Annotated in this window: 18 protein-coding genes; 11 read left to right on the forward strand and 7 right to left on the reverse strand. The window is 74.2% G+C overall.

What is annotated here, in order from left to right; all coding sequences use genetic code 11:
* The first annotated feature begins 126 nt into the window (after nt 1–126).
* Together ACFY7C_RS01730 and ACFY7C_RS01735 are read left to right on the forward strand one after the other, a co-directional pair.
* Nucleotides 127–1,299: an LLM class flavin-dependent oxidoreductase gene (locus tag ACFY7C_RS01730; RefSeq protein ID WP_389642141.1), complete on the forward strand. Its 1,173-nt coding sequence runs from the start codon at nt 127–129 to the stop codon at nt 1,297–1,299.
* Nucleotides 1,296–2,660, forward strand: a complete 1,365-nt coding sequence (locus ACFY7C_RS01735) for an NtaA/DmoA family FMN-dependent monooxygenase (RefSeq protein WP_389642144.1) — start codon at nt 1,296–1,298, stop codon at nt 2,658–2,660. Before ACFY7C_RS01730 ends, ACFY7C_RS01735 begins: the two co-directional genes overlap by 4 nt.
* A gap of 90 nt (nt 2,661–2,750) precedes the next feature.
* On the opposite strand, the gene ACFY7C_RS01740 is transcribed toward ACFY7C_RS01735, so the two are convergent.
* From ACFY7C_RS01740 to ACFY7C_RS01755, 4 genes are all read right to left on the reverse strand, one after another.
* Entirely contained in the window at nt 2,751–4,646 is a 1,896-nt protein-coding gene (locus tag ACFY7C_RS01740) for a CocE/NonD family hydrolase (protein WP_389642147.1), read from the reverse strand.
* 213 nt (nt 4,647–4,859) lie between these two features.
* Nucleotides 4,860–6,005 carry a PP2C family protein-serine/threonine phosphatase gene (locus ACFY7C_RS01745; RefSeq protein WP_389642150.1) on the reverse strand — a complete coding sequence of 382 codons (1,146 nt, stop codon included), beginning with the start codon at nt 6,003–6,005 and terminating at the stop codon, nt 4,860–4,862.
* A 39-nt stretch (nt 6,006–6,044) separates the two neighbouring features.
* Complete coding sequence (locus ACFY7C_RS01750; protein ID WP_389642153.1) at nt 6,045–7,625, reverse strand: MFS transporter; 1,581 nt, start codon at nt 7,623–7,625, stop codon at nt 6,045–6,047.
* Nucleotides 7,622–8,305 carry a TetR/AcrR family transcriptional regulator gene (locus tag ACFY7C_RS01755; RefSeq protein ID WP_389642155.1) on the reverse strand — a complete coding sequence of 228 codons (684 nt, stop codon included), beginning with the start codon at nt 8,303–8,305 and terminating at the stop codon, nt 7,622–7,624. Before ACFY7C_RS01755 ends, ACFY7C_RS01750 begins: the two co-directional genes overlap by 4 nt.
* A 339-nt stretch (nt 8,306–8,644) precedes the next feature.
* Here ACFY7C_RS01755 and ACFY7C_RS01760 point away from each other — a divergent pair, with 339 nt between their 5' ends.
* From ACFY7C_RS01760 to ACFY7C_RS01790, 7 genes are all read left to right on the forward strand, one after another.
* Nucleotides 8,645–9,229: a TMEM165/GDT1 family protein gene (locus ACFY7C_RS01760; RefSeq protein WP_389642157.1), complete on the forward strand. Its 585-nt coding sequence runs from the start codon at nt 8,645–8,647 to the stop codon at nt 9,227–9,229.
* A 95-nt stretch (nt 9,230–9,324) separates the two neighbouring features.
* A complete protein-coding gene (locus ACFY7C_RS01765) occupies nt 9,325–9,942 on the forward strand; it encodes a TetR/AcrR family transcriptional regulator (RefSeq protein WP_389642158.1) in 618 nt (205 codons plus the stop codon).
* Nucleotides 9,926–11,578 carry an acyl-CoA dehydrogenase family protein gene (locus ACFY7C_RS01770; RefSeq protein WP_389642162.1) on the forward strand — a complete coding sequence of 551 codons (1,653 nt, stop codon included), beginning with the start codon at nt 9,926–9,928 and terminating at the stop codon, nt 11,576–11,578. Before ACFY7C_RS01765 ends, ACFY7C_RS01770 begins: the two co-directional genes overlap by 17 nt.
* 162 nt (nt 11,579–11,740) lie before the next feature.
* Complete coding sequence (locus ACFY7C_RS01775; protein WP_389642165.1) at nt 11,741–13,063, forward strand: amidohydrolase; 1,323 nt, start codon at nt 11,741–11,743, stop codon at nt 13,061–13,063.
* Nucleotides 13,064–13,144: 81 nt separating this feature from the next.
* A complete protein-coding gene (locus ACFY7C_RS01780; RefSeq protein WP_389642167.1) occupies nt 13,145–13,444 on the forward strand; it encodes a polyprenyl synthetase in 300 nt (99 codons plus the stop codon).
* Entirely contained in the window at nt 13,434–14,528 is a 1,095-nt protein-coding gene (locus ACFY7C_RS01785) for a polyprenyl synthetase family protein (protein WP_389642169.1), read from the forward strand. The genes ACFY7C_RS01780 and ACFY7C_RS01785 overlap by 11 nt, the downstream gene beginning before the upstream one ends.
* Before the next feature lie 37 nt (nt 14,529–14,565).
* The gene (locus ACFY7C_RS01790; RefSeq protein ID WP_389642172.1) at nt 14,566–15,732 is read left to right on the forward strand and encodes an oxygenase MpaB family protein; all 1,167 of its coding nucleotides are present in this window, start codon (nt 14,566–14,568) and stop codon (nt 15,730–15,732) included.
* Between the two features lie 380 nt (nt 15,733–16,112).
* Here ACFY7C_RS01790 and ACFY7C_RS01795 read toward each other — a convergent pair whose 3' ends face one another.
* Nucleotides 16,113–16,997, reverse strand: a complete 885-nt coding sequence (locus ACFY7C_RS01795; RefSeq protein ID WP_389642175.1) for a DMT family transporter — start codon at nt 16,995–16,997, stop codon at nt 16,113–16,115.
* Nucleotides 16,998–17,139: 142 nt separating this feature from the next.
* Between ACFY7C_RS01795 and ACFY7C_RS01800 the strand changes: the two genes are divergently transcribed.
* Nucleotides 17,140–17,472 carry a cupin gene (locus tag ACFY7C_RS01800; protein ID WP_389642178.1) on the forward strand — a complete coding sequence of 111 codons (333 nt, stop codon included), beginning with the start codon at nt 17,140–17,142 and terminating at the stop codon, nt 17,470–17,472.
* 253 nt (nt 17,473–17,725) lie between these two features.
* Complete coding sequence (locus ACFY7C_RS01805) at nt 17,726–19,381, forward strand: poly(3-hydroxybutyrate) depolymerase (RefSeq protein WP_389642181.1); 1,656 nt, start codon at nt 17,726–17,728, stop codon at nt 19,379–19,381.
* 28 nt (nt 19,382–19,409) lie between these two features.
* Here ACFY7C_RS01805 and ACFY7C_RS01810 read toward each other — a convergent pair whose 3' ends face one another.
* Together ACFY7C_RS01810 and ACFY7C_RS01815 are read right to left on the reverse strand one after the other, a co-directional pair.
* A complete protein-coding gene (locus ACFY7C_RS01810; protein WP_389642184.1) occupies nt 19,410–20,375 on the reverse strand; it encodes a hypothetical protein in 966 nt (321 codons plus the stop codon).
* Nucleotides 20,329–21,168 (reverse strand): FadR/GntR family transcriptional regulator, encoded by an 840-nt coding sequence (locus ACFY7C_RS01815; protein ID WP_389642187.1) that lies wholly within the window; start codon nt 21,166–21,168, stop codon nt 20,329–20,331. Before ACFY7C_RS01815 ends, ACFY7C_RS01810 begins: the two co-directional genes overlap by 47 nt.
* Nucleotides 21,169–21,239 lie beyond the last annotated feature (71 nt).

Raw genomic sequence — 21,239 nt, forward strand, 5'->3', positions numbered from 1 at the left:
ACCGCCCCATCGCCGTACCGCCGTGTCGCCGTGTCGCCGTGCGGCTCTGTCGGGATGCCGTCGTGTCGCCGTAGCGCGCCGGGCGAGGGCCTGCCGTGTCGCCCCAGCCCCTCTGAAGGACCTTCCATGCCTCATCCCGCCCTGCACCTGGCCGTCGAGATCGACGGCGACGGTGCGCATCCCGCCGCCTGGCGCCGGGCCGCGCACGATCCCGGAACGCTGCTGACACCGCGTCGGGCCGCCAAGGTCGCGGCCGTCGCCGAGAACGCGGGCTTCACCCTGGTCACACTGGACGACGACATCCTGCCGCCCGGCTCCGCCGCCTCGGGCGGGCCGGCGGGGCGGATCGGGGCCGTGGAACGGGCCGCGTTCATCGCCGCGTCCACGAGCGTGCTCGGGGTGGCCCCCGTCGTCGCGACCACCTACGCCGAGCCGTTCCACGTCTCCACCCGGATCGCCTCGCTCGACCACGTCTCGGCCGGCCGGGCCGGCTGGGTCGTCGGCGTGGAGGAAGGCCCCCAGGCCGCCCGCGCCTGGGGCAGGCCCCCGGTGGAGGGCACGGCGGCGCTGCGCCGCGAGGCCGTGGACGGGCTCCGGGTGGTCCGGGACCTGTGGGACTCATGGGAGGACGACGCCGTCATCCGCTCCGTCGCCACGAGCCGCTACCTGGACCGCGAGCGGCTGCATCCCGTCGACTTCGCCGGCGAGACCTACAGCGTGAAGGGTCCGGCGATCGTGCCCCGCCCGCCACAGGGCAGGCCCGTGGTCCTCGCACCCTCGGGTCTCGTCCCGCCGGACCTCGTCGACGTCGCCCTGGTCGAGGGCTCCTCCCCCGCGCTCCTCGGCGAGGCGGCCGCCGTCTCCGGCGCGCCGCTGGCCTTCGCCGAGATCGAGGTGGCCCTGGACACCCCGGGCGAGTCGGCGGACGGACGGATCGCCGACCTGGAGCGGTACGCCGGCTGGGACACGGCGCCGGGACGGCCGCCCGGCCGGCTGCGCTACACCGGTTCCGCGCACGGGCTCGCCGACCTCCTGGAGGAGCTGAGCGGCGTCGTCGACGGAGTGCGGCTGCATCCGCTGGTCCTTGACGAGGACCTGGCGGTGCTCTCCCGCCTGGTCCTGCCCGAGCTGTTCGTCCGGCGGGTGGCCGCCCGCCCGCTGCCGGGCGCCACGCTCCGTACCTCGCTCGGACTCCCCCGGCCCGACAGCCGCTTCGCCGCCGCCACGACCGGCGCGACCGGCAGGACCGCCACCACGACCGTGACCGCCACCACGACCGCCCGGGACGGGGACCGATGACCGCCACCGACCCGTACGACGTCCCCCGCCCCGACGCGCGCCTCCACTTCGGTGTCTTCTTCCAGGGCGTCAACCACTGGACCGTCTGGTCCGCTCCGGAGAGCGGCTCGCAGATCGACCCGGCCTCCTTCCGCCGGGTCGCCCAGACCGCCGAACGCGGCCTCTTCGACGCCTTCTTCCTCGGTGACGGACTCCGGCTGCGCGAGACCGGCGGGAAGATCCACGAGCTGGACGTCGCCGGGCGCCCCGACTCGCTCGTGCAGTTGTCCGCGCTGGCCGCCGTCACCCATCGGATCGGGCTGGTCTCGACGTCCAACACGACCTTCAACGAACCGGGCGACCTCGCCCGCCGGCTCGCGGGTCTCGATCTGCTGTCGGACGGCCGGGCCGGCTGGAACGTCGTGACCACCGACAACGCCTGGACCGGCGCCAACTTCCGGCGCGGCGGCTTCCTCGACCACGCGGACCGCTACCGCCGCGCCGAGGACTTCCTGACGGTGGCCCGCGCGATCTGGGACGGCTGGGCGGAGGGCGCGGTGGCCGACTCCGCCGACGCCCGCAGCTGGTCCGTGCCGGGCACGATCGGCCGGGTGCGGGCCGCGGGGCCGCACTTCGACGTGGATCTGGCGCCGACAGTGCCGCGCAGCCGGCAGGGGCACCCGGTGATCTTCCAGGCCGGTGACTCGTCGGAGGGCCGGGACTTCGCGGCGCGCCACGCGGACGTCATCTTCTCCGCGCACGGCCAGGACTTCGACGACGCCCTGGCGTTCGCCGAGGACATCCGGCGCCGGCTGCGTGCGGCAGGCCGGCCGGAGGACGCGCTGCGCATCCTGCCGGGCACCGAGATCATCATCGGGGCGACCGAGAAGGAGGCCGAGGAGAAGGCGCGCTGGGTCCGGTCCGAGCAGGTCACCCCGGCGACGGCCCTGGCCGTCGCGGGCCGGCTGTGGAACCTGGACCTGTCCGAGCGCGACGCCGACGGGCCGCTGCCCGCCGAGGACCCTGTGGTTGTGGAGAACACCGGTGCCTTCGGCTCGTCGCGGATCTCCGATCCGCGGGCCGTGGTCGCCGAGTGGCGGGCGAAGGCCGAGGCGAACGGCTGGTCGCTGCGGGAGACGGTGATCGAGCTGGGGCCGCAGCGCGGGCACGTGGGTACGGCGTCGGGGCTCGCCGACACCTTCACCCGCTTCGCGCGGCACGGCGCGATCGACGGGTTCAACATCTCGCCCTATCTGATCCCGGACGGTCTGGACGACATCGTGGACCTGCTGGTCCCGGAGCTCCAGGAGCGCGGGGCGTACCGGACGGCGTACACGGGGACGACGCTGCGCGAGCACCTGGGCCTGCGGTCGCCGGTCTGACCCGTCCCGCCCTCCGGGCGCCCACGAGCGCCCGGGGCGGCGGGGGCCGGGCGGGAACGTCCCGCCCGGCCCCCCTTGCCGGGCGGGCGCTCAGCCCAGCGGCAGTTCGAGGACCGCCGCCGCCCCCTCGGACGACGAGACGACGGTCTGCGTCCAGACCACCGACACGTCCCCGTAGAGCGGGTCCTTGCTGTCGATCACCAGCATCAGCCGGTGGCCCTCGGGGATGTCGTACGCGGCGGCCTGCAACCGCCAGGAGACCTCCCGGTCCTGGCCCGGCGTCAGTTCGTCGAGGTTGAGCGGCTCGTGGGTGATGATCCGGGCCGTGTCGTCCTCGGCGACGTCGAAGAGGTGGGCGACGAGGGTGGCCGAGCGGGCCGTGGAGCGGACGGTCAGGCTCAGCCTCGGAATGCCCCGCACCCGGCGGGCGGCGGTGCTCCCGGCCGGCCCGGTCAGGGGCGCGGTCGTCCAGACCAGGGCGTGGGTGCGGTCGAACTTCCGGGTGTCGTAGGTCTTCGGATTGCCGGACCACTCGGCCTGGCCGGTCTCCATGAGGGCGTCCATCGCGGTGGCCTCGGTGTCCACGCCCGCGATGAAGGCCCTCTCCCAGCTCGGTTCCGCCCCACCGCCGTCCACCCTGCCCGCGTCGGCTCCGGCGGCATCGGCTCCGACGGCGTCCACCGGGACGAGGGCCCCGTCGGCCCCGCCCGCGCCGCCGGCCGTCAGGGCGAGCAGTTCGATGCCGGTGGTGACGTCGCTCCAGCGGGCGTGGGACTCGCGCCGCGCGGGTTCGACGATCCAGTGCTCGCCGACCGGCCGCCCGGACTCGGGGTCGCGGACCGGGACCGTCCGGTACGTGAACATGATCTGGTTGCTGACCTCGGGCCAGTCCTCGACCCCGTTCCGCTCGCCCTTGAGGTGGTGGTCCAGCCAGGCGTACGCCTCCTGCAGGGGGATGTTGACGTCGCCGGGCCTGGCGGGCGGCGCGACGAGGCCGCTGCCCTCGGGGACGGCGTGGTCGCCGATCCACATGTTGAGCCGCTTCGGCACGCGGAGCCCTTCGAAGGTGTCCACGACCTGGTTGGCCGCGAACAGGCCCTCGTGCCAGGTGTGGGAGAAGAAGGTGGGCGTCCCGTTCTCGTTGGTCAGGTCGAGGTAGGACTGCGGCGAGCGCAGAATCCCCCAGTCCGCCACGGCCGGCATGTTCGTGCCCGCCTGGAAGTCGGCGAGGATCGCGCGGTTCCTCCCGTCGAACTTCTCCTCGGCCGGGCCGCCGGTCAGCCGGAGCAGCGCGGCCACCGCGGCGATGTGCCGCACGTCGTTGCCGTAGAGGCAGTCGGCGAGGTTGCCCCAGGTACTGAGGGCCACGACGGCCTGGACCCGATCGTCGTGGGCGGCCACCAGCTGGCTGATGCCGGAGCCGTACGACTCGCCCATGAACCCGATGGTGCTGGGCGCGAAGTGCTCGACGGCGTGGTCGATGACGGCCGAGCCGTCGGCCCAGTCGTGGGGTCCCGCGACGTCGATGAAACCGGGGGAGGTCGAGGGCAGACCCTTGATGCCGAGGCCGCGGGGCGTGTACGCGATGACGTGGTAGCCCTTGGCGGCCAGGGTCAGGTACGCGTACATGAAGAGCGACCAGCCGAGCGGCGTCCAGCCGGCCGGCATCACGACGAGCGGGTGCGGGCCGGGGGCGAGCTGCCGGAGGGTGAAGGCGGAGAGGCGGATGCCGTCGGTGGTCTCGACGCGGGGGAAGGCGGGGACGGCGATCGCTCTCACCCGGGTGACGAGCTCGGCGAGTTCGTCGGTCAGCAGGTCCGATCGGGTCTCGTCCGCCAGGGCGGCGGCCAGGGTCCGGCCGAGCCGGGCGGCGTCCGGGTCGAGCGTCCCGTCGGGCCCCCAGATGCCGTGGTCGGCCACGCGGGCGACGTCGGCGTCGGTGAGGGGCCCGCTGATGAACGAGCTGAAGGCGTGGTCGTCGGGCACGTGCACCCGTTCCTCTCGTCTGGTCCGGCGCTTCTTCGTACGGCGGCCTGCCGGGAGCGCGTCCGCATTGCGGACGGCCGGCGCACGGTCAGCAAGCGTGGCCCATGGAGGACAGAGCCACCAGAGAGCGCGTGAAGGGCGCGTGAGACACCCGACCGGGGCAGGGGCGACACCGGTTGCCCGGTTTCCCGCGTTTGAAGTGGGTCGGGGCCGTTACCTCCGGGGCGCCGGAGCGGCCGGCTCGGACGCGGCGGCCGGTTCCGGCGGTCGTACGACGAGCAGGGCGGCGACGTCGTCGTCGAGGCCGTTCACTCCGTAGGAGGCGAGGTCGCGGTGGAGCAGCGGCAGGACGCGGTCGCCGGGCTCGGCGGTCCAGTCGAGCATCCGCTCCTCCAGGGGGTAGAACACTCCGGCGCGGTCGCGGGTCTCGCTGACCCCGTCGGTGAAGAGCAGCAGCCGGTCCCCGGCCAGGAAGGGAACCTCCTCGACACGGTGCCGGGAGGCGCACAGTCCGGCGAGGTTGAGCGGAAGGGAGGGATCGGTGAGCGGGACAGGGCGCACCCGGCCGCCGTGCTGGAGCAGCGGTGCGGGATGGCCACAGCTGAGGAGTCGTACGACGTCCCGGTCGTCGGGGATTTCCAGGAGCAGGACGGTGGCGAAGCGTTCGGCGGCGTCGGAGTCGGGGTCCCACGCCCCGTACCGCTCCAGGCCCTCTTCGAGGCGGTCGGCCAGCGCGGCGAGGTCGGGCGCCTCGGTGACGGCGGCGCGATAGGCGCCGAGCAGCACCGAGGCGGTCTCGACCGCGCCGAGGCCCTTGCCCTGGACGTCGCCGAGCATCACGCGGACGGCGCCCGGGACCTGGACGGCCTCGTAGAAGTCGCCCCCGATCCGGGCCTTGGCGGCGGCGGAGACGTACAGCAGGTGGAGGTCGACTCCGCCGATCCGGGGGGCGAGCGGGCGCAGCAGCACCCGCTGGACCACCTCGGCGACGGCGGTGACCTCGCGCAGGTCGCGGTCGTAGCGGGTGCGGACCTGGCTGACCCAGACGGCGGCGGCGATGACGGCGGCGAGCACCAGCTCGGCGGCGACGGTGTCCTGGGCCGGGTCGCCCTGCGCCACGGCCAGCACGAGCCGCAGCCCCATCGCGAGGACTCCGATGGCGAGGGTGCCGCGGACGCTCCAGGTGATGGCGGCGAGGGCGGGACCGATGACGAGGAGCCGGTCGAAGTGCTGCCCCTCCGAGGTGATGAGGTCGGCCACCACGACGAGGGAGAGGGCCAGGAAGGGCAGCGCGAGGCCGAGGTTGAACTGGGCGCGCGTCCCCGGCGCGGCGGGGAGACGGGAACCACCGGTGGGCATTTCGTGATCGTACGTACGAGGTGGGGGCGGACGCGGACGTTACGGCCCCGCTGGCGTGTCCGCGCCCCGCGGCGGCCCCGGCAGGGCGAGGGCGACGGGTACGGCGAGCGCGGCGACGGCGGCGAGGACCGGCAGGGCGGTGCCGGACGGGAGGAGCAGGGTCGCCAGGGCCACGCCGAGGACGGGGCCGGTGTTCATGGCGGTCTGCTGGAGCCCCCCGGCCACCCCCGCGTGCTCCTCGGCCGCCCGGTGCACCACGACGGAGGTGGCCGTCACCATGACGGCCCCGAACCCGGCGCCGATGAGGGCGGCGCAGGCGCCCGTGGCGAGGGCGGAGGCGGTCACCTCGGGCCTGGCGAGCAGCAGCACCCCGACGGCGAGCAGGACGGCTCCGCCGGTGGCGGTGCGACGCGCCCCGAGGCGCTTCTTGAGCACGGCGCTGACCGGCGCCCCGACCACCATGAGCAGGGCGAGCGGCACCATGCGCCGGGCGGTGGCCAACGGGTCGAGCCCGAGGGTGTCCTGGAACAGGTAGGTGGCGGTGAAGAGGGTGCCGGACAGGGCGGCCGAGGCGGCGAGCAGCGCCCCGAGTCCGGCGGCGACCGGCCCGGGCCGCAGCATGTCCGGGGGCAGCAACGGCGACGGGGCCCGCCGCTCGTGCCGCAGGAACGCGGCCCCCGCGAGCACGGCCGCCACGAACGCGGGCACCGCCCCGGCGACGGCTCCGTGCACCAGCCCCTGCACGAGGCAGGCGAGCGCGAGGCCGAGCAGACAGGCCCCGGGCAGATCGAGCGCCCGGACTCCCCCGGGTCGGGCGGGGGTGACAGGGAGTGCGGAGGGAGGCTCGGTCACGGGGCCGGTGAGCGTGCCGGCGGTCGCCGCCGCAGGCCCGCCGCAAGGCTCGGTCACGGACCCGGTGCCCGTGGCTCCGGCCGCCGCCACGGGCACGGGCACGAGCCCGGCTGCGCGGCCCGGCTCTGCCGGAGAGCCGCTCCGTGGCGCCCTCCCGGCGGCGGGCGGGGGCACGGGTTCGGTCGCCGGAGTCGGCGCGGAGCGGCGGGTGCCCGGCAGGGCGAGGCAGAGGAGGGCGACGGCCAGGGTGGGGGCGACGCCGAGGAGGAACACCGCGCGCCAGCCGTACGCGTCGACGAGGACGCCGCCGATCAGCGGCCCGGCCGCCGCGGCGAGGCCGATGGCGCTGGTGCGCAGGGCGACGGGCATCCCGAGGCGCTCGGGCGGATAGGCGCCGCGCAGCATGCCGAGGGTGGCGGGCTGGAGCAGTGCGCCAGCCACGCCCTGTGCCACGCGCAGGGCGATGACCCAGCCGATCCCGGGCGCGGCCGCGATCCCGGCGGAGGTGGCGGCGAAGCCGAGGCAGCCGACGGCGAACAGCCTGCGGTGCCCGTAGCGGTCGCCGAGCCGGCCCGCGAAGACGAGCAGGCTCGCCACGGCGACGAGGTAGCCGGTGCTGGTCCACTGCACCTGGCCGGTGTCCGCGCCGAGGTCGCGTTGGAGCGCGGGCTGGGCGATGGTCAGCACGGTGCCGTCGAGGGCGACCACGGCGGCGCCGACGACGCTGCAGGTGAGGGCGAAGGGGCGGTGGAGGGCGGTGCCCTTCATCGGCGCTCCCCCCGGTGGGCCTCCGCCGCAGGCCCGAGGTGGGCGTCGAGGGCGGCGGCGAGCAGCGGTGCCACGTCGTCCGCGCCGGTCGCGAGGCGCAGGCTGCCCCAGCGCCAGAGCTGGGCGATGCCGTGCAGGTTGGCCCACAGGGCACCGGCGGCCGTGACGGGATCGGCGGTGTCCGGGCGGGCCCGGGAGACGAGCTCGGCGAGCCGGGTGAAGAGCGGCAGGCTGGTGTCCCGCAGTCCGAGCCGGCCGCTCTCCAGGAGGTCGTGGCGGAACATCAGCTCGTACATGCCGGGGCGGGCGCGGGCGAAGTCGAGATAGCCGCGGGCCAGGGCCTCGACACGGGCGCGGGCCTCCGCCTCGCCCCGGTCCACCGCCGCCGTGCGCTCGGCGAGCTCGCGGAAACCCTCGCGTGCGATGGCCGAGAGCAGGTCGAGGTGGGTCGGGAAGTGGCGGCGGGGCGCTCCGTGGGAGACGCCGGCGCGGCGGGCGATCTCGCGGAGGGAGAGGGCCTGGGCGCCTTCGGTGTCGACGAGTTCGACACCGGCCCGGACCAGCCGTTCACGGAGCCCGGCCTCGGCGGGCACGGGCCGGGGATCGGCGGGCCCGGGATCGGGTCCGGGCGGTCCGGGTTCGGCCGCTACGGGGTCGCCGGGCAAAGGGTCCCTGGACATGAGGTCGGTCCGTTCGTTCAGGTGTAGACACTGTCTACACACTTCTACCAGCAGCTGTAGACACTGTCTACGAAGATCGTCGATCGCCGTCCGTTACACTGGTCCGCAGCGAAGGGGAGTAGCCCTGCGAACCGGTCGTCGACACACTGGAGCCCCCGGGTTCCCGGTGACCGGGTCCGCCGCCGTACCGGCCGCGGACGGGCGAGACCTTCGGCCAGGCAGCACCGCCACGTCCGCATTCCTGTGGGCGTGGTCCGTCATGCCGGGCCGAGTGGTCCTCCCGTCGCCCACCGAGGCGCCGTGTCGGTCCCGGCCCGGTCCGAGCAGAGAGCCCCCGGTATGCATCTCGACCCCTTGGCGATCGTCACCGCCTTCGGGCTGATCTTCCTCGCCGAACTACCCGACAAGACGATGTTCGCGTCCCTCGCGATGGGCACGCGCATGCGTCCGCTGTACGTCTGGTTCGGCACGTCCACCGCCTTCGTCGTCCATGTGGCCATCGCCGTCGGCGCGGGCAGCCTGCTCGGCCTCCTCCCCGACTGGATCGTCAAGCTCGTCTCGGCCCTGCTGTTCGCCTTCGGCGCGTTCATGCTGCTGCGCGGCGGGGGCGACGAGGACGAGGAGGACGCGGGCGGCGGCACGGTGACCGGCTTCTGGCCCGTCTTCTCCACCGCCTTCATGGCCGTGTTCATCAGCGAATGGGGCGACCTGACCCAGATCACCACGGCCAACCTCGCCGCCACCAACGGCACGTGGCCGACCGCGATCGGCTCGGCCGCCGCCCTGATGTCCGTGTCGGCGCTCGCGCTCGTCGCCGGCCGGTTCATCGCGAAGCGGGTCCCGTTGAAGACGGTGCAGCGCATCGGCGGTCTGTGCATGGCCGCGCTCGCGATCTGGTCGGTCACGGAGATCTTCACCGGCTGACGCTCCCGACGACGTGGGCCGCCCCCGACCGGGCGCGGCCCGCGCCGCGCCCGGTCGCTCTTGCTGAAGGTGTGAATCACTGCTTCACTCCTTCCATGCCCTACCGACGCACGCCCGCCGTCCAGGCCCGGCTCGACGCACAGCGCACCGCCGTCGTCGAGGCGGGCCTCGGGCTGCTCGCCGAGCACGGCTACGCCGGCTGCACCATGGCCGCCGTCGCCACGCGGGCGGGCATCGCCACCGGCAGCGTGTACCGCCACTTCCCGAGCAAGGCCGAGCTCTCGGTCGAGCTGTTCCGGACCGTCGTCCGACGTGAGGTCGCCGCCGTCTCCGAGGCCGCCGCGCTCTCCTCGCACCGCACGGCCGCCGACCGGGTGGTCGCGGTCATCGAGACCTTCGCGAGCCGCGCCCTGAAGGCACCGCGGCTGGCCTACTCGCTGCTCGCGGAGCCGGTCGATCCGGCCGTCGACGCCGAGCGGCTCGTCTTCCGGCGGGCATTCCGCGACGTCTTCGCCGAACGGATCGAGGCCGGCGTACGCGCCGGCGAACTGCCTCCCCAGGACGCCGTGCTGACCGCCTCCGCGCTCGTCGGCGCGGGCGCGGAGGCGCTCGTCGGGCCCCTCGCCGAGGGGTCCGTCGGGCCCGGCACCGTCCCCGCCCTGGTCACCTTCACCCTGCGAGCCCTGGGAGTACCCGATGCCGACCACGCATGAGGTCACCAACCAAGTCCCTCCGCTCACCGGTCACGACGTCTCGGCCGACCCCGCGCTCCTGGAGGCGCTGCGCCGCGAGGGCGCGAGCTGGGCGGAGGACGACGTCCGGGAGCTCGGAGTGCTGGCGGGCGGCCACCAGGCGCAGGAATGGGGCCGGCTCGCGGAGCGCCACTCCCCCGTCCTGCACACCCACGACCGGTACGGGCACCGCGTCGACGAGGTCGAGTTCCACCCGTACTGGCACGAGCTGATGGGCGTGGCCGTGCGGCACGGTCTGCACGGCGCGCCCTGGACCGACGGGCGGCCCGGCGCGCATGTCGCGCGCGCCGCGAAGGTGTTCGTGTGGGGACAGGCCGATCCGGGGCACCTGTGCCCGATCTCGATGACGTACGCGGCCGTGCCCGCCCTGCGCGCCGAGCCGGAGCTGGCCGCCATCTACGAGCCGCTGCTGACCTCCCCGTACTACGACTTCGGGCTGCGGGTGCCCACGGCCAAGCGCGGGATCATCGCCGGCATGTCGATGACCGAGAAGCAGGGCGGCTCGGACGTCCGCGCCAACACCACCCGCGCCGTTCCGACGGGCGAGGCGGGTGAGTACGCGCTGACCGGGCACAAGTGGTTCACCTCGGCACCCATGTCGGACGTCTTCCTGACCCTCGCGCAGGCTCCCGGGGGCCTCTCCTGCTTCCTCGTGCCGCGCGTGCTGCCGGACGGCTCGCGCAACGCGGTCCGTTTCCAGCGGCTGAAGGACAAGCTGGGCAACCGTTCCAACGCCTCCGGCGAGATCGAGTACGAGGGGGCGCTCGGCCGGCTCGTGGGCGAGGAGGGCCGGGGCGTCGCCACCATCATCCGCATGGTGAACATGACGCGGCTCGACTGCGCCGTCAGCTCGGCGTCCGGAATGCGCCAGGGTCTCGTACAGGCCGTGCACCACGCCCGTCACCGCAGCGCCTTCGGCGCCCGCCTCGTCGACCAGCCGCTGATGACCAACGTTCTCGCGGACCTGGCGGTGGAGGCGGAGGCGGCGACGGTCGCGGCGCTGCGGCTCGCGGGCGCCGTGGACCGAGCGGCGGCCGGCGACGCGGAGGAGGAGCAGCTGCGCCGGCTGGGCCTCGCGGTCACCAAGTACTGGGTGTGCAAGCGGGCGCCCGCGCACGCGGCCGAGGCGCTGGAGTGCCTGGGCGGCAACGGCTACGTCGAGGACTCGGGCCTGCCCCGGCTCTACCGCGAGTCCCCGCTCCCCTCCATCTGGGAGGGCTCGGGGAACGTGGCGGCCCTCGACGTGCTGCGGGCGATGGCCCGTCAGCCCGAGGCGGTCGAGGCCTTCTTCGCCGAGGTCGACCGCGCGGCCGGCGCCGACCGCCGCCTGGACGCGGCCGTCGCCCGCCTCCGCAAGGACCTCGCCGATCTCGCCGACCCGGCCGCCCTCCAGTACCGCGCCCGTCGCCTGGTCGAGCGGCTCGCGCTGGTCCTCCAGGGCTCCCTGCTGGTCCGTCACGGCCATCCGGCGGTCGCCGACGCCTTCTGTGCCTCGCGTCTCGACGCGGACTGGGGCATCGCCTTCGGCACCCTCCCGCCGGGCCTGGACACGACGGCGATCATCGAGCGCGCGACGCCGGTGTTCCCGGGGGCGTGACGCCGAAGCGCCCGTGCGGCCCACGCGGGGGGGCGATTCCCCGTGCGGCCCACGCGGGGACGCTCGTCCGGCGGGCCCGTTGCTCCGCGCACGGGCGGGCCCGCCGTGCCAGTCTGGGGGGCGCACGTCCTTCCCCCGAGTCGAGACGGAGGCCCGTCCGTGGTGAGCACCGAACCGGTTCACGAGGAGGCCCGTGACGAGGGCCACGAGGGGGTCCGCGCGGAGCTGGACCGGAGCGCGGAGCGGACGGCCGGGCGGGTGATCGGCTGGCGGCGGCATCTGCACCGGCATCCCGAGCTGTCCAACCGGGAGGAGCGGACGGCCGCGTGGGTGGCCGGGCATCTGCGCTCCCTGGGTCTGGACGAGGTACGCACCGGCATCGCCGGTCACGGGGTGGTCGGGGTCCTCAGGGGCGGGCTGCCGGGGGCGCGGACGGCCGCGTTGCGCGCGGACCTCGACGCCCTGCCGGTGCCGGACCTGTGCGGCGTCGACTTCGCCTCCGAGACGGTCGACGCGGACTACCCCGGCGGCCCGTTCCCGGTGTCGCACGCGTGCGGGCACGACTGTCACACCGCGATGCTGATGGGTGCGGCGAGCGTGCTCGCCGGGGCGCGCGAACGGCTCCCCGGCACCGTCCTGTTCGTCTTCCAGCCCGCCGAGGAGGGACCGCCGGTCACGGAGGAGGGCGGGGCACGGGCCATGGTGGAGGCGGGCGCGTTCGCCGGGCCCGTGCCGACGATGGTGTTCGGGATGCATGTGACGCCGTATCCGAAGGGGTACGTGGGCTACCGCGTCGGCAACCAGTACGCCGCCTCCACCCTCGTCAGGATCGTCATCACCGGCAAGCAGGTGCACGGCTCCACCCCGTGGCAGGGCGTCGACCCGATGCCGGCGGCCGGGGCGATCCTCACCGGGATCGGCCAGATCTACCGCCAGGTCTCCGCCTTCGATCCGGTCACCGTCACCATCGGGCACGTCGAGGACGTCGGCCGCTTCAACATCATCGGCCAGACCGTCACCCTGTGGGGCACCGTCCGCTGTGCGGTCGAGTCGGACATGGCGGAGGTCCGACGGCGCCTCACGACGCTCGCCGAGCACACGGCCGCCGCGTACGGCGCCACGGCCGCGGTGGACTACCTCCAGCCGGTGCCGCCGGTGCACAACACGGCCGCGTGGGTGGCGGCGGGCCTGCCGACGCTGCGCAGGGTCGTCGGCGCGGAGCGGGTCGTGGAGACCGGAGCGACGCTCGGCTACGACGACGTGTCCGAGTTCGTGAACCGCTTCGGCGGCCTGTACGTGATGCTGGGCGTCCAGGACGCGACCCTGGACGAGGCCGGGCGTCCGGTCCCCGTCGAGGGCGGGCGCGGCCTGGTCACCAACCACAACCCGCACTTCTACGCGGATGACGACACCCTGGTCACCGGGGTCCGGCTGCACGCGCACGTGGCGTACGACCATCTGACGGGCGCGCTGACGGCGGGGTAGCCGGGGCCGGGCCGGAGGTGCGCTTCACCCGTTCGTGAGTTTCCGGGGCGCGGCGGGCCGCGCATGGCCACGCTGTCTGCCATGACGTCGGGGAACGAAGAGCGTGGCGGCGGGGACCGGGGTGCCGAGGAGCGGGCGGTGTTGCTGGTCGCCGGCCTCGCGGATCTCGCGGTGAGCACGCTGGGTTCGGCACTGGGGACGGTACGGGGGCTGTTACGGCGCTCGGACACCGCGCAGCTGGTCGAGGAGGCCGAGCGGGACCTGATCGCGCGCGGGCGCCTGGCCCTGGACCGCCGGACGGGTCCGCCGCCGGCCCACCTGGAGGTGCTGGCCCGGCATGTGCTGGCCCGGCAGGCCGGGCAGGCTCGCGATGACGTCTGAGGCGTGGGATCCGGTCGCGTTCAAGGCGCGGGTCGACGAGGTGCTGCACCGTTTCGTCGCCGTGGAGGCGGACGCGCTGACCGCCGTCGACGCGTCCCTGGCGCCGGTGGCCGGGCAGCTGGAGTCGGCGGTGGCGAGCGGCAAGCGGCTGCGGGCCGCGTTCTGCTACTGGGGCTGGCGCGGCGGGGGTCAGCCGGACAGCGACGCGCTGGTGCGGGCGGCGGCCTCCATGGAGCTGGTGCACGCGGCGGCGGTCGTGCACGACGACCTGATCGACGACAGTCCTCTGCGGCACGGGCGGCCCACCGCGCACCGGGCGCTGCGCGCCGCCGTACCGCACCATCCACGGGCCGCCGGCGCGGCCAGGTCCCTGGCGATGCTGGTCGGTGACCTCCTGATGTCCCTGGCCGGGCAGTTGTTCGTCACCAGCGGTCTTCCCGCGGCCTACCTCGGCCGGGCGCGCCCGCTGTGGGCGGCGCTGGCCCGGGAGCTGATCGCGGGCGAGTGCCTGGAGATCCTGCACACCGGCACGGCTCCGGACACGGCGGCCTCGCTCAAGGTGATCCGCTACAAGACCGCCAAGTACACCGTGGAGCAGCCGCTGCTGATCGGCGGCGCGCTGGCGGGGGCGTCGCCGCGCCTGGGCGAGGGCTACTCGGCCTACGGGCTGCCGCTCGGCGAGGCCTTCCAGTTGAGGGACGACCTGCTGGGCCTGTTCGGGGACCCGGAGCGCACGGGCAAGGCCACCGGCGACGATCTGCGCGGGCACCGGCCCACGGCGCTGCTCGCGGAGACCTGGCGGGTCGCGGACGTCGACCAGCGCGCGCGGCTGAGCGTCCTGCTGCGCGCGGGCGGTTCCGACGCGGGCGGTTCCGGCGGGGCCCGGGGGACCGACGGGGCCGGCGACGGCGCGGAGGAGGTCCGTGCGCTGATGCGGGGCCTGAAGGCGCCCGAGCGGGTGGAGCGCATGATCACCGCCCGGGTCGAGGAGGCGCTGCGCGCGCTGGACGAGCTCGACCTACCACCCGCCGCCGTCACCGCGCTCGGCTCGCTCGCGCACTCCGCCTCGACCCGGTCGTCCTGATCACCGCTCCCGTACCGCAGCACCGAAGGAACCTCGCATGATCCCCACCGAGGCGTCGATGGACGCCCTGCGCCAAGTCGGCGACGAACTCGCCGACGCCACCGTCGCCACCCTGTTCGCACGCGGGCAGGTCGGCACCTTCAACACGCTGATGCGCTTCGTCTCCACGGCCGGCGCGCCCCTCCCGGACGGGCTGCCGGAGGTCGCCCGCGAGTATCTGGAGGTCACCGCCGCGCCGCCGAGCTGGGTGGACTGGGGCGAGATGGAGAAGGCGCGGCTCTTCTTCACCGACAACGACGTGCACATCACCACCGCGCTGTCCTTCGCCGCCATGCCCGCCTGCTATCTCGTCCCGCACGTGGCGAAGCTCCTCTCGGCGACGCACGGGCTGCGCTACCCGGCCAAGCGGATGGCGGAGACCGGGCAGTTCACGGTGTATCTGATGCGGCCGGACGCCTTCGAGGCGGGCGGGCGGTTCGTCCCGGCCGCGCAGAAGGTCAGGCTGCTGCACGCCTCGATCCGTCACCACCTGCGGCGGGAGGACCGCTGGGACGTCGAGCGGCTGGGGGTGCCGATCTGTCAGGAGGACATGATCGGCGGGCAGATGTTCTTCTCGATGCTCGTCCTCGACAGTCTGCACCGGCTCGGCATCCACATGTCCACGGAAGGCGCGGAGGCCTACTTCTACGCGTGGCGGGTGGTCGGCGCGATGCTCGGCGTCGACCAGGACGCCGTGCCGAAGGACCTGGCCGAGGCCCGCCGTTTCCTCGACCGGTACATGATCCGGCACATGGGGCCGTCGGAGGAGGGGGCGCTGCTGACCAGGCAGCTGATCGAGCTCTACGAGGAGGTGGTGCCGGGCACGCTGTTCGACCCGATCGTCTCCGCGCTCGTCCGGCATCTGGTGGGCGACACGTGCGCCGACTGGCTGGAGGTCCCCCGCACCTCGTGGGACACCGTCGTCAAGGCGGTGCCGCGTCTGCTGGGCGTCCTGGAGACCGTCGAGGACCGCTCACCGCTCGCTGCCTGGCTCCTCGACCGGCTCGGTCACCTGACGACCGTGTTCGAGCTGTCCTCCCTCACCCGGGGCCGGGTCATGCACTACGCCATCCCCGAGCACCTCAGGAAGGACTACGGCCTGTCCTCGGCGGTCTCCCCCAAGCGCAGGTGGAGCCCCCCGCCGCCCGCTCTGGACGGGCCGTAGTGCCGCCTGTCCCCTACCGCGCGCTGCCGTCGCCGAGTCCGGCGATGACTCTGACGTCGGCTTCGGACATGCCCAGAACCCCGGCGACTCCAGCCGCCCGGCAGCGGTCACGGCGGGACCGAGGACCACGTCGCCGATCTTGGCTTGGAATCTCCACCAGGGAAGTGCACGCAGCACCTCGTCGAAGAAGGGGGGCAGGACGGTGAGGTCCACCGGGTCCGGAGGGTTCTTGTGGCCTCCCCAGATGACGCCGGGTCAGTACGTCAGGGCCGCGATCACGTCCACCGTCAGCGTGCGGTCGGCAATCTCCATGGCCCCACCCTCCCACCGGTCGACAGGGCGATCTCCCGCTTCCCGGGCACACGTTGTCCGACACGGCACTAGCGCGGCGCTGGGGACCGTCTCCGGAGGGCGCCCACGTAGACCCCGGCGAGGATCAGGGGCGTGCCGAGGAGCAGGGCCGCGGTGAGGGGTTCGTCGTCGAGCCAGGCCGAGAGCACGATGGTGACGACGGGGACGACGACGAAGACGTACGCGGCACGGGACGCGTCCCAGCGGTGGACCACGTAGAGGTAGAGCACGAAGGTGAGGACGGAGCCGGCGACGACCAGATAGGCGAGCGCCCACCAGGTGGCGGGCCGGTCCGGGAGTCGCCAGGTGTCGCCGGCGGCGGCGGAGCCCGCGAAGAGGAGCACGGAGGCGATGGTCATGCCGACGGCGTTCATGGTGACGGGATGGACCTTGGGCAGTCGCCGGACCAGCACGGTCGCCTGCGCGAAGCAGAGCATGCTGCCGAGGATCGCGAGGAAGGACAGCAGGGGCACGTCGCCGCTGAGCGGGGTACGGGAGATGAGGGCCACTCCGGCGGTGGCGAGGACGGTGCCGACGGCGGCGGCCGCGCGGAAGCGTTCGAGGCCCTGGGCGACGGCGAGGAGGAGCGTGGCGAGCGGGGTGAGGGAGAGGATCGTCTGTCCGAACCCGGCGTGGATGCGGACGAGGGCGTAGTAGGCGAGGGCGAAGGTCACGCCGAAGTTGAGGACGCCGAAGACGGCGGCGCCGGCGAGCGCCCTGCCGCGCGGGAAAGGCATCCGCCGTACGGCCATGAGGGCGAGGAGCACCAGGGAGGCCGCGCCGAAGCGGAGGGCGGCGCCCCACAGGGGGTCGAGCTCACGGTTGCTGAAGCGGACGCCGACCGCGTTGCCGCCGGCGAAGAGCGCGGCGGCGGCGAACGCGGCGAGCGTCAGCCGGTCGTCGGCGCGCTGCACCGCCTCACCGTAGCCCCGGGGTCGCCGCCGCCCGGGCGGGACACGCGCCGCCGGGGACGGTCGTGGGGGCCGGTCCCGAGTTGCGTGACGCCCGCCACGCGTGAGGCTGGGGGTACCGGTCCGCCACCCGCAGGGAGAGACGATGCAGCAGCCCGAACCCTTCGAGCTCGATGCCCTGGCCGACGAGCACCTGGCGAACGCGCGCTCCGACGCGCACGGCCGCAGCGCCCATCTGGTGGTGCACGACGGGGTGCTCCGGCAGAGCGTGATCGCGCTGATCGCCGGCATGGCGCTGGACGAGCACAACGCTCCGCCGGCCGCGAGTCTCCAGGTGCTGCGGGGCCGGGTGGAGCTGACGGCGTCGGGGCGGACCCAGGAACTGGAGGCGGGGCAGCTCCAGATGCTGCCGAAGGAACGCCATGGACTGACCGCCCTGGAGGACGCGGTCGTGCTGCTGACCGCCGTCAACGACTGACGGCCGTCAACGACCGACCGCCGTCGCCCGCTGACCGCCGTCGCCTGGCGGAGCTGCCACGCGGCATGGCCGCCGTCGGCGACCTGGCCCGGGTCGCCCGGTCGGCCCAGTCGGACCCGTCCGGGCCGCTGCCAGGTCGTGGCGCGCCATACTCCGACCGGTCGTTTGTGGCTTCCCGGCCCATAGGGGTGTGGTTCGCGCCACCCCTACTCTCCGGCGCATCCCCACCCGTTCGAGCCGCACGGGAGTCCTGATGCGTCCTTCACGAACACCCCGCACCGCCCCACCCGCCCCACGGCACACCTCACCACCACCCACCACACGACCGCGGCGCCTCGCCGCGCTGCTGCTGTCCGCCGTCACCGCCCTGTTCCTCGCCGCCCCCGCGTCCCCCGCCGCGGCGGCGGCTCCGGCGCCCGTGCCCGGCAGCCTCACCCCGTACGACGTGAGTTCCGTGTACACCGCCGGGATCTCGTCGGGCGGATACATGGCGACTCAGCTCCACGTGGCGTATTCGGGCACCTTCTCCGGATCGGCGGCCTTCGCCTCGGGCCCGTACCACTGTGCACAGAACTCCCTGGCCACCGCGCTCAACGCGTGCATGGACACCGTCCAGGACCTCCAGCTGAGCAGGCTGGAGCAGACGACCCGGGACCGGTCGGCACAAGGGATGGTGGACCCGATATCCAATCTGTCCGGGGATCCCGTGTACGTCTTCAGCGGGACGAACGACACGACCGTGAAGCAGCCGGTCGCGACCGCGCTCGCCGACTACTACGGTCGCTTCGGGGCCCGGGTCCGCTACGAGCGCACGACGGCCGCCGGCCACGCCTGGATCAGCCCTCTCGGTCCCAACTCCTGCGGGGTGACGCAGACGCCGTTCGTCAACGACTGCGGCGTCGACGCCGAGCGCGAGCTGCTCGGCCATCTCCTCGGCTCGGTCGCGGCGCCCGCCGCGACCCCTTCCGGCACCCTGATCCGCTTCGACCAGAACGCCTACGCTCCGGGCGGTTCGGCGGCGGCCCTGTCGATGGGCGGCGAGGGCTTCGCGTACGTGCCCAGGTCCTGCGCGGACGGCGCCGTCTGCACGCTCATGGTGGCGCTGCACGGCTGCAAGCAGGGCTCCTCCTATCAGGGGTTCGGGACGCGGTTCGTCGAGAACGCCTATCTGAACGAGTACGCGGACACCAACGCGATGATCGTGCTGTATCCGCAGGCGGCGGCGACCGGCACCCTGGAGAACCCCAACGGCTGCTGGAACTGGTGGGGTTATCTGGGTGACGCGGCCTACGACCGGCACGGCGGGAAGCAGATCGAGGCCGTGATGGGCATGGTCCGGGCGCTGCGCGGCACCACTCCGCCGCCCACCGGAGGCAGCTCGGTGACGCTGCCGAGCGTGGACGCGCGGGACGGGTACGTGAAGGCGGCGGCCGACGGTTCGGGCGCGGCGGTCGGGACCCTCGAGGACTCGTACGGCTTCGCGGTCGGCCGGGGTTCGGACGGCAAGGTGAACCGGACGCTGCTCTCCTTCGACACGTCGAGGATCCCGGCCGGCAAGGAGATCACCCGGGCATATCTGTCGGTGACCCGGTCGAGCGGCTCGGGCGACCCCTGGGCCTCGCCGGCCGGCAACCGGCTGCTCGTGGACGTCCGTACGGGCTGCTTCGGCGGCTGCGCGGTCGAGGCCGGGGACTGGTCGGCGCCGGCGACGGCGGCCGGTGCGGCGCAGATCGGCGCCTTCTCGTCGGGCGGCGCGGTGTCCACCGATCTGTCACCGGCCGGCCTCGCGGCCCTGGACCGCAGCGGGACCACCCAGATGCGCCTCGGCTTCGCGTCGCCCCCGACGGGGACGGCGTATCTCTTCGTCAACCAGGCCGCTCCGGTGACGTTGACGGTCGAGTACCGCTAGGGAGTCGGGCGCGGGTACGGAGGGCCGTTCACCGCCGCGGTGTCACGAGCACCAGAGGGGCGCCCCCGCAGGGTGTCAGGTGCAGGGTGCCGTGGCGGTGGACGGCCGGCGGGACGGGGGCGGAGGCCGCGAGGACCGCGGCGAAGTCGGGGCCCTTGACGAGGGAGCCGGCGAGATGGGCCGGGTCGGTGGAGGCGGCGACCCGGCCGCGGGCGTTCACCAGCCGGGCGGGGACGGGGAGTTCCTGGAGCACGGGCAGCACGGCCGCCTCGAAGTGGCGCAGATAGACGTCGGCGGCGGCGACGCCGACGAACGCGCCGTCGACGTGCACCGGCGCGGAGAGCGTCAGGCCGTACTCGTCCGAGCAGAGGTAGTCGACGTAGGGCCCCGCGACGGCCCGTCGGCCGGTCTCGCGGGGCAGCGCGTACCAGTCCCAGTGGGTGTAGTCGGAGTAGGCCGAGTGCTCCGGGTCGAGGTCGAGGAGCAGCGGGCGCACGGCGCCGTCGGGGCCGCGCTGCCACCATTCCAGCCAGGACGGTACGTCGGCGAGGAGCCCGGGCGCGGCGACGAAGCCGACTCCCGAGACGAGGCCGGGGAGTTCCGCCCCCGCAGGGCCGGCTGACCTGTCGGCGTCCGCGAGGCGGCCGTGGAGTCCGGGCCGGAGCGCCGCGAGGTCGGCGGAGACCGGGCGCCGGCCGCCGTAGCCCGCCGCGGCGAGCAGGGCCGCGGTGTCGGCGGCCGTGGCGGCGACGGCGGCGAAGACCCCTTCGAGGGTGTCGCCCACGCGCCGGGAGACCGCGTCGGCGACCGCGGCGGAGAGGCCCGGGACGGAGGGCGCCGCCGGGGAGCCGTCCGCGCCAGGGGTGGACGCCTCAGGCGTGGATGCGTCGTGGGCGGACGGGTCGTGGGTGGACGCGTCTGGGGCGGACGCATCGTGGGCGGACGTGTCAGGGGCGGCCCCCGTGGGGCGGGCGAGCCCGGTGGTCCTGGCCATCGGTGTCCTCCTCGGGACGCGGCTCGGGTGCGCGGGTGGGGGGAGCGAGCCGCAGGGCGATCAGCCGGCCCACGGACTCGCGTACGCACTGCTCGGCCAGCATTCTTGCCCGCTCGTCGGCCTCATCCTGCACGGCGGAGATCACGGAGCGGTGACGATCCGCCACGCCCGCGAGATACGCGGTGTCGTCGAGGACCAGGACGAGCAGGGCGCCCAACTCGGCCTGGAGGGCGATCTCCTCGCGGGTGAGCCGGGCGGACTGGGCGGCGGCGGCGAGTTCGACGTGGAAGCGGCCGTAGAGCCGGCTGCGGGCGGCGGCGTCCTCGGCACGGGCGAGTTCGTCGACGGTACGGGTGAGGGGGCGCAGGTCGCCGGGCTGGGTGCGCTGCGCGGCCAGCAGGGCGGCGGCCCCGGAGACGGCGGCCCAGTGGTCTCCGAGGTCCCGCAGCTCCTCGGTGGACCAGTCGGCGAGCCGTGCACGCAGCCGCTCCTGGGGCGGCCCTTCGGGGACGGTGACGAAGCTGCCGCCGCCCCGGCCGCGGCGGGTGGTGACCAGGCCCTGCTGCCGCAGGGCCATGAGGGCCTCGCGCAGGGTGACGGTGGAGACCCCCAGCTGTCCGGCCAGCTCGGTCTCGCCGGGCAACTGCTCACCGTCGGACAGGAGCCCGAGCTCGATGGCGTCGCCGAGCCGGCGCACCACGGTGTCGACCCGGGCACGGGTGTCGACGGGGGTGAACACGGCCCTGCGGGCGCTCCCCGGCGCGCCCCCGCCCTGTGTGCCGTCTGGTCTCACGGTGTACCACCTCGGTCGTTGACTCAGGCTTTACCTTAAAGGGGTCTTGAGATTTGAACTATGACTTCATA

The sequence above is a fragment of the Streptomyces sp. NPDC012769 genome (assembly GCF_042901205.1).
GTDB lineage: Bacteria > Actinomycetota > Actinomycetes > Streptomycetales > Streptomycetaceae > Streptomyces.